We start from the raw sequence: 7,693 nt of genomic DNA, 5'->3' as shown, positions 1-7,693 counted from the left end.
CCGATGCTCACTACCACGGCGTTTGATTTGGCCCCATCAAGTTGGAGCAATGTGGTCCCTTGAGTGAAATACAACCTCATTATCCACCATACAAAGCGGGGCGCGTCTAAACGGCTCCCAGCCGGTGGCTGGCCAATTTAATCTTCGCAACATCATGTCATAGCGGTCGAGGCCGGGTTCATAGCCGTCAGCTGTGATGTTCACTGTCGTGAACCCAGTTTCTCATAGAAGCTCTTCGTGTGCTGGCTGGTGTCGACGACCTCTTATACAACCTCGGGGAGTTCCTGTGCCTTTCTGAGCCTAAGCAACCGGCCGACGCCAATGCTGTGGAAGTCGCGCCTTACCATGCCCCAGACGAGGCCGGCCGAATTCGCATGGATCTGCACTTCAAGGCGGCCACACGCGATGATGGAGCCCTTCGTGCTCGATCATAAGATACGGTGCTGCAAGTGCCTGCCGTCGTGAAAATCATCGCGCTCCAGCGGGTTGAAGAACGGCGGCGTATTGGTGTCGAAGATCGCCAAACTGGACCGCCCATCCTCAGCTTGGTAGCTCAAAACTTCGGTGGCCTTGATAGGGTACTGATGGTCAGCGAGTTGCTTTCCGCGGTTCCAAACCAGCGACCCATACAGCACGCGCGGTAACCTCCATACCTGCGCGATTGGGCTCGACCAGTGTTGAAACGAAGAGCTTGGGGGCACCAAGCGAGCAGCCTCTGCTGTCATTCACCTGTCACGGAATCCCTATACTTCGCGGTTCAGCAGAATATGGGCCATGAGCGCCCTCAAAAGCGAACGGGACAGAATGATAAAATCGACCCTCTCCATTTCGATGATCGCGCTGATGACCGCCGGCGCCGTTTCGGCCCAGGATCTTCCGCAGGCCGAGAGCCAGTGGTTCACCGACGGCCAGGCGACCATCGAGGAAAAACTGGCCCAGCAGCCGATCGTCAAGCGCGCCAAGAACGTCATTCTGCTCGTCGCTGACGGCAACGGCGTCGGTACCAACTATGCCACCCGCCTGTTTGATGGTCAGCAAAAAGGCCTACTGGGCGAAGAGAATGTCCTGCCCTACGAAGCCTTCCCGAACCTCGCGCTGGTCAAGACCTACAACATCAACGCCCAGACCCCCGACTCTGCCCCGACCGCGGGCGCGATGAACACGGGCGTGAAGCAGCGCTTCAACCTTATCAACCTCAGCGAGAACGCGGTCACCGAGGACTGCACCACCGAGGCCGGCAACGAGCTGACCACGTTCGCCGAAATCGTAACCGAAATGGACAAGTCGGTCGGTATCGTGTCCACCGCCCGGCTGACCCACGCCACCCCGGCTGGCGTCTACGCCAAGACCGCCTATCGCAACTGGGAGGACGCCGTGCCCGAGGGCTGCGAAGGCTCGCGCGACATTGCCACCCAACTGATCGACGCCATGGAATCCGGCATCATCGACGTTGCCATGGGCGGTGGTCGGCGGCACTTCTTGCCCGAAGCCGTGGCCACAGAGGAAGGCGGCACCGGCGCCCGTGTCGACGGCACCAATCTGGTGGAGCGTGCGCAGGGCCTCGGCGCCCAGTATGCTTGGAACACCGAAACCGCGCAGGGCCTGTCCCTTGACGGCTCAGCACCGATCCTGGCGCTGTTCGAGGACAGCCACATGAAATACGAGGCCGATCGCGCCGAGACCGACGAGCCGAGCTTGGCCGAAATGACCAAGCTCGCGATCGAGTCTCTTCAGAACAACGAAAACGGCTTCTACCTCGAAATCGAAGCCGGCCGGATCGACCATGCCAATCATGACGGCAACGCCTATCGCACAATGGTCGACGGCGTCGCTTTTGCCGAGGCCGTGGCCATGGCGGACGAGATGACCGATGACGAGGACACGCTGATCATCGTCACGGCCGACCACGAGCATGCCATCGCCTTCAACGGCTATTGTGGCCGCGGCAACCCCATCCTCGGCGTCTGCTACGACATCGACAATGAGGGTGTGAAGCACTCCGACGAGCCAAACCTCGCAGATGACGGCAAGCCTTATACCGTGATCGGCTACCTCAACGGCGCCGGTTCGGTCCTCAAGAAGCAGGACGGATCCAACGACTACAGTGGTTCGCGCCCCGAGTTGACCAACGAGGAAGCCACCGACATGGACTATCTTCAGCAGGCGCTGATCCCCATGAGCTCCGAGACTCACTCGGGTGAGGATGTCGCGGTCTACGCCAAGGGCCCGTTCGCGCATCTCTTCGACGGCACCATCGAGCAGAACGTGATCTTTCACGTGATGAACCACGCCGTCACCGCCGAGTGATCTCGCAGGCGTTAACGAGGGGCCGCGGCGATGCCGCGGCCCTTGCCATTCGCGTCATGTCCCGGTGAAATGCACTGGCATGACCGGTTTGAACAACGGGAAGACCCCATGCGCCTCAATCGCCGTACCATTCTCCTGACCGGCCTCGGTACGCTCGCCGCACCCGGGCTGCTGCGCGCCCAGACCGCGCCGATCAAGCTGCGTGATCTTTACAACAAGGATCAGTCGATGACCGATCTGGCCCTGTCGCTCGAGGGCAAGCGCGCCAGTTTCGAGGGGTTCATGGCGCCGCCACTCAAGGCCGAAGCGAAGTTCTTCGTTCTAACCAAGCGTCCGATGGCCACCTGTCCATTCTGCGAGAGCTCGGCCGACTGGCCCGACGACATCCTCGCGGTCTACACCAAGCGTATCGTCGACGTGATCCCGTTCAATGTCGGAATTGAGACACGCGGTGTGCTCCAACTCGGTGACTACAAGGACCCCGAGACCGGTTTCTTCAGTCGAGTCCGCCTGATGGACGCCACTTATGGCTGATGGCTCATGTGCCGGCTTTGGGCTGGCGATCCGCAAGCTCATGGTGCGGGGCAACCGCGGTCGCCTCCTTTTGTCGGTGCCGCACTTGGAGATCGCGCCAGGCGCAAAAATCGGGATCACGGGCCCTTCGGGTGCCGGCAAATCGACGCTGCTTTTTGCCATGGCAGGGCTGGTTGATCGGATCGAGGGCCAGGTTACCTGGACCGGGGTCGATTTGTCGACGCTCAATTCTCGCGAGCGTGCACGGTTTCGAAACCGCAGCATGGGTATCGTATTCCAGGACTTTCTACTGTTCGACGAGCTCGACGCGGCGGCCAACGCATCCGTCATCGCGCTGTTTCGACCCAAGGCGGAACGATCGGCAATCCGCGACGAGGGCAATGCTCTGCTCGCGCGCCTCGGCATCAACGCGGGTGACCGCGCTACTTCGAGCCTGTCAGGTGGCGAGCGCCAGCGAGTTGCGGTGGCACGCGCGCTGGCAGGGGGTGCGCAGATCCTGCTCGCCGACGAACCGACCGCAAACCTGCACCGTGAGGCCGCCGACGCACTGGCCGACGATCTGGTCGCCCATGCCGATACGGCGGGCCGCACCCTTGTCACAGTGAGCCATGATCCCGCCCTGCTGGAGCGGATGGACCGGGTCATCACGCTAAGCGATGGCCAGTTGACGGAGATCTGATCTGATGAACGACCTCTGGAATGGGCTGCCTGCCATGGCGCAGGACAGCTTGATGTTTCTTGCGCTGCTGCTGCCAATTGCCGTTCTCGCGTTCGTCATCTTGCGCGGATTTGCCCCGTGGCCATTGGTGCGCGCGATGCTCTGGCGCTTTCGCGGCACATCGCTGCTGTTCGGCCTGCTGATTGCTGTCTCGGTCGGCACGGGGATCGGCCTCGTTGCACAGGAGCGCGCCCTACGACAGGGCTCAGCGCGCGCCGCCGACAAGTTCGACCTCGTGGTCGCGGCGCCGGGCAACGAGATCACCATGTTGCTGGCCAGTGTGTTCCTCGAACCAAGCGACGTAAGCCTGCTCGACGGCGCGCGGTTTCACGCGGTGGCCTCGCACCCCGGCGTTGATTTCGCCGCGCCCATCGCCTTCGGCGACAGCGTCGGCGATGCGCCCGTCATTGGGACCACAGCCGATTTCGCCAACCACTTGAGCGACGGTCACATCGAGGGTCGGCTGTGGCAAGCGCGTGGTGAGGCTCTGGTTGGAGCCGCAACCGGAATCGCGATCGGCGCGGAACTCGAACCCGCACATGGCGTCGGTGCGGAGGCCGAGGAAGGCGGTAACCGCCCGATTGAGACCGCCTGCCTGACTGGGGCTCTCTGATCTAAGACACGTGCATAACGGCGTCGTTAACGACGTGTCTTATCTGGAGGGGCCATGCTGGGCGAAGTTCTGGGCGTTGAGCGGCGCCGTCGATGGAGCGATGACGAGAAGCTCGAGATCCTCTCGGAGGTCGGCTTTGGCGGTGCGACGGTGACGCAGGTCGCGCAGCGCCACGAGCTTACCCGGTCGCAGATCTATGGGTGGCGTCGGGATCTGAAGAAGAAAGGGCTATGGTCGCCGGATCGCGGAACTGTCTTCCTTCCGGTAGACTTCGATGCGACCCCGGAACCTGCCTGCGCACCCGTATCCGCCCCCTCGCGGCCGGTCCTGATCGAACTGCGGCTGAGCAACGGGCGGTGCCTGAGGTTCGACAGCAGCATGGATGGTGACGCGCTGACCCGGTTGATCCGGGCCGTGGAGGCGGCATGATCGGGCCCGGAACGGGGGTGCGGGTCTATCTGGCCTGCGGCGCCACCGACATGAGGAAGGGCATCGCCGGTCTCTCCGCGATCGCACAGGATGTCCTGCACCAGAAGCCCGCAAGCGGCGCGGTCTTCGCGTTCCGAGGGCGCCGGGGCGATCGTCTGAAGCTGCTCTACTGGGATGGCCAAGGTTTCTGCCTCTACTACAAGGTGCTCGAACGCGGCCGCTTTCCTTGGCCTGGTGCCGAGGGTGGTGCTGCCCGGCTCACCTCCGCGCAGCTGGCGATGCTGTGGGAAGGCATCGATTGGCGGCGTCCGGACTGGGGTGCGCCGCCGGCCCGCGTCGGGTAGTTTGTCCTGCTCAAAGCCCTTGTTTCATTGGCCATTCCGAATGCCGCATGGTATCTGTCGGCATGTCCGAAGACGCCGACATTCTCTCCGATGACCCTGCCGTCCTGAAGGCAATGATAGCCGCGCTTCAGGCGGAGAATGCGCGCATGTCGGCCACGCTTCAGGCCCATGAGCAGCTGGTCCAAGCCCTGCGCTTGCGGATCGCCAGGCTCCAGAAGCAGGCTTTCGGCAAGTCCTCGGAAAAGATCGAACGAGAGATCGCCCAGCTCGAGCTCGCGCTGGAAGACCTGCTGGTCGCGGCCGCCGAGCAGCGCAGCGAGCCGGCCGACGAAGAGGACGAGGAACCTCTGGCCGCTGATCCCGGGACCGCTGAACTGCGCCCCCGTCGCAGGCCACGGGTGTCCGACGCCACTCCCCGCGAACGTCGCGAGCTCGACCCCGGCACCTGCTGTCCCGATTGCGGCGGCGACCTCCGCGTGGTCGGCGAGGATGTGAGCGAGTTGCTCGATATGGTCGCGGCGCAGATGAAGGTGATCCAGATCGCGCGGCTGAAGAAATCCTGCCGCCGGTGCGAGAAGATGGTGCAGCCTGCCGCCCCGAGCCGTCCGATCCCCGGCAGCATGGCGGGGCCGGGGCTGCTGGCGCATGTTCTGGTCTCCAAGTTCGATGACCACCTGCCGCTCTATCGCCTGAACGAGATCTACGCCCGCATGGGTGCGGACGTGCCCGACAGCACGCTGCTGGACTGGTGCGGCCGAGCCATGAAAGTGCTCGAGCCGATCATCGACCGGATTGAGGCCGAGGTCATGGCCGCGCCGATCTTGCACGCCGACGACACGCCGATCCGCGTCCTCGACCGGTCCCGCCGCGACCGGGGCTTGGGCAAGGGGGTCAAGCAGGGACGGATCTGGGCCTATGTCTCGGACCAGAGACCCTGGGCCGGCGCGGCTCCGCCCGGCGTGGTCTACCGCTTCTCACCGGACCGGAAAGGCGAGCATCCCCGGCGGCACCTCCAAGGTAGTGCTGGCATTCTTCAAGCGGATGCCTATGCGGGCTTCGGCCAGCTCTACGAGCGACGCGCGGACGGCAGCAGCCAGTTCCGCGAGGCCGCCTGTTGGGCGCACCTGCGACGCGACTTCCACGACGTCTGGGAGACCACGAAGTCCGAGATCGCGCGGGAGGCACTCGACCGGATCGGGAAGGTTTACGACGTCGAGCGAGAGATCGCCGGCCAGTCCGCCGAGATGCGCAAGGCCGCGCGGCAGCGGCATTCCAAACCCATGGTCGATGCCTTCAAGGCGTGGGCCGAAACACAGCTGCTTCGTATTCCCGGCAAGGGCGACCTCGCCAAGGCGTTCCGTTACGGGCTGTCCCGCTGGCCGTCCTTCGAGCTGTTTCTCGAGGACGGACGCATCGGCATCGACAACAACCCAGCCGAGCGCGCCATGCGCCCGATCGGCATTGGAAGGAAGAACTGGCTCTTTGCTGGTTCGGATAGCGGCGGAGAAACCCTTGCTCGCGCCATGACACTCATCGAGACCGCGAAGATGAATGGGCTGGACCCGCAGGCTTGGCTCGCCGACGTGCTCGAGCGCATCCAAGATCACAAGATCAATCGGCTCGGCGAATTGCTCCCGTGGAGATGGGCGCCCGACGCCTAAGCCGCGGTCTCAATCGGGCGGTTACGAAGGCGCGCATGGCGAAGAGCACTTCGAGGTGGTTGGCCGCCTGCCGCGCTCCGGCACGCCTTGGGACCACGCCATCCTCGTGCCGGTCGAGACGGTCTGGGGCGTGCATGGCTTGGCCGACGGCCATTCGACCGCGAACGCCGATCGGCTCGGCCCCCCGTTCGATCTCGACTACTTCCCCGGCACTCCGGCAATCATGGTCCGCGCCGAAAGCCTTGCGGCAACCTATGGGCTTCGCAGCGAATTCAACGCTGATCCGGGCATGATGGCCTTTTTCCCGGGGACCGTTCTGGCACAGCTCTACGCGATCATGGGCGATGTGCGTCAGGCCATGTCGATCTTGGCGCTGGTATCGCAGGCACTGGTTGCCGCCAGTGTGCTCTTGGGGCTGTTCATCCTGTCGCGGCTGATCCGGCGGCAGATGGCGGTGCTGAGAGCATTGGGAGCGCCAATGCGCTTCATCTTCGCCGTGGTCTGGTGCTACGGCACGACGCTATTGCTGGCGGGCGCCGCGCTGGGACTCGGCGTCGGCTACGGCGCGGCTGCGGGGCTGTCACGCCTCATTACCGCCCAGACCAACATCTCCGTCGTAGCCTCAATAGGCTGGAGCGAGATCTATCTTGTTGCCGCCTTCATCAGCCTCGCCAGCCTCGCTGCGCTGCTACCTGCCGCCGCGGCGCTACGTCAGCCGGTGATCGACGGCCTGCGCGCCTGAAGTGACCGTCACCGCTATTTGGCGTCCTTTCGATAGTGTTAGGTGGCGTATTTGCGCGTGCAACTTGGCCAGAATCTTAGAGTAGACGTTCATACAACTCGCGGCAAAGGGCAGCTTCGAGCCCTCTTCATCGGATGCTGCGGAACGCATCAATGGCCGCACCTGTCAACGGCGGCTGAGGGGTTCTCCAAAGTGGGGCGAGACCAGCTGCCAGAACGAATGATGGGAGCACGAGGACGTTGATGATGTGACCGCCCCCCGACGGCATCGGTGTGCCAAGGTGGGTTTGCAACAATCCACATTGGAGGACGGTCATGTCGGAAGTTACCACGATCGGTCTGGATC

Annotated in this window: 9 protein-coding genes; 8 read left to right on the top strand and 1 reads right to left on the bottom strand. The window is 63.4% G+C overall.

All coding sequences use genetic code 11. From position 1 onward, the window contains the following. Positions 1-428: 428 nt before the first annotated feature. Complete coding sequence (locus CJ301_RS18145; protein WP_099278751.1) at positions 429-635, bottom strand: hypothetical protein; 207 nt, start codon at positions 633-635, stop codon at positions 429-431. Positions 636-807: 172 nt separating this feature from the next. Here CJ301_RS18145 and CJ301_RS18140 point away from each other — a divergent pair, with 172 nt between their 5' ends. The 8 genes from CJ301_RS18140 to CJ301_RS18105 all read left to right on the top strand — a co-directional run bounded on the left by CJ301_RS18140 (position 808) and on the right by CJ301_RS18105 (position 7,348). Further along, positions 808-2,307 (top strand): alkaline phosphatase, encoded by a 1,500-nt coding sequence (locus tag CJ301_RS18140; protein WP_173812392.1) that lies wholly within the window; start codon positions 808-810, stop codon positions 2,305-2,307. A 108-nt stretch (positions 2,308-2,415) separates the two neighbouring features. Continuing rightward, on the top strand, positions 2,416-2,841 hold the full coding sequence (locus CJ301_RS18135; RefSeq protein WP_099278749.1) for a hypothetical protein: 426 nt from the start codon (positions 2,416-2,418) through the stop codon (positions 2,839-2,841). Beyond that, the gene (locus tag CJ301_RS18130; protein ID WP_099278748.1) at positions 2,834-3,520 is read left to right on the top strand and encodes an ABC transporter ATP-binding protein; all 687 of its coding nucleotides are present in this window, start codon (positions 2,834-2,836) and stop codon (positions 3,518-3,520) included. Before CJ301_RS18135 ends, CJ301_RS18130 begins: the two co-directional genes overlap by 8 nt. 4 nt (positions 3,521-3,524) lie before the next feature. Next, entirely contained in the window at positions 3,525-4,172 is a 648-nt protein-coding gene (locus CJ301_RS18125) for a hypothetical protein (protein WP_099278747.1), read from the top strand. A 54-nt stretch (positions 4,173-4,226) separates the two neighbouring features. Next, positions 4,227-4,601 (top strand): IS66-like element accessory protein TnpA, encoded by a 375-nt coding sequence (tnpA, locus tag CJ301_RS18120; RefSeq protein WP_099278746.1) that lies wholly within the window; start codon positions 4,227-4,229, stop codon positions 4,599-4,601. Next, positions 4,598-4,945: an IS66 family insertion sequence element accessory protein TnpB gene (tnpB, locus tag CJ301_RS18115; protein WP_099278745.1), complete on the top strand. Its 348-nt coding sequence runs from the start codon at positions 4,598-4,600 to the stop codon at positions 4,943-4,945. The genes tnpA and tnpB overlap by 4 nt, the downstream gene beginning before the upstream one ends. Before the next feature lie 62 nt (positions 4,946-5,007). Further along, the gene (gene tnpC, locus CJ301_RS18110; RefSeq protein WP_110522091.1) at positions 5,008-6,606 is read left to right on the top strand and encodes an IS66 family transposase; all 1,599 of its coding nucleotides are present in this window, start codon (positions 5,008-5,010) and stop codon (positions 6,604-6,606) included. 55 nt (positions 6,607-6,661) lie between these two features. Next, positions 6,662-7,348: an FtsX-like permease family protein gene (locus CJ301_RS18105; protein WP_254050206.1), complete on the top strand. Its 687-nt coding sequence runs from the start codon at positions 6,662-6,664 to the stop codon at positions 7,346-7,348. Positions 7,349-7,693 lie beyond the last annotated feature (345 nt).

It is taken from the genome of Limimaricola cinnabarinus, from assembly GCF_002723615.1.
In the GTDB taxonomy this organism is placed as follows: Bacteria; Pseudomonadota; Alphaproteobacteria; order Rhodobacterales; family Rhodobacteraceae; genus Limimaricola; species Limimaricola cinnabarinus_B.
This window is presented reverse-complemented; position numbering and strand designations above follow the sequence as displayed.

What these genes read in the sequence shown, in the direction of transcription:
- tnpC (WP_110522091.1), top strand. Translation starts at nt 5,008, where the DNA reads ATGTCCGAAGACGCCGACATTCTCTCCGATGACCCTGCCGTCCTGAAG.
- tnpA (WP_099278746.1), top strand. Translation starts at nt 4,227, where the DNA reads ATGCTGGGCGAAGTTCTGGGCGTTGAGCGGCGCCGTCGATGGAGCGAT.
- tnpB (WP_099278745.1), top strand. Translation starts at nt 4,598, where the DNA reads ATGATCGGGCCCGGAACGGGGGTGCGGGTCTATCTGGCCTGCGGCGCC.
- CJ301_RS18125 (WP_099278747.1), top strand. Translation starts at nt 3,525, where the DNA reads ATGAACGACCTCTGGAATGGGCTGCCTGCCATGGCGCAGGACAGCTTG.
- CJ301_RS18135 (WP_099278749.1), top strand. Translation starts at nt 2,416, where the DNA reads ATGCGCCTCAATCGCCGTACCATTCTCCTGACCGGCCTCGGTACGCTC.
- CJ301_RS18130 (WP_099278748.1), top strand. Translation starts at nt 2,834, where the DNA reads ATGGCTGATGGCTCATGTGCCGGCTTTGGGCTGGCGATCCGCAAGCTC.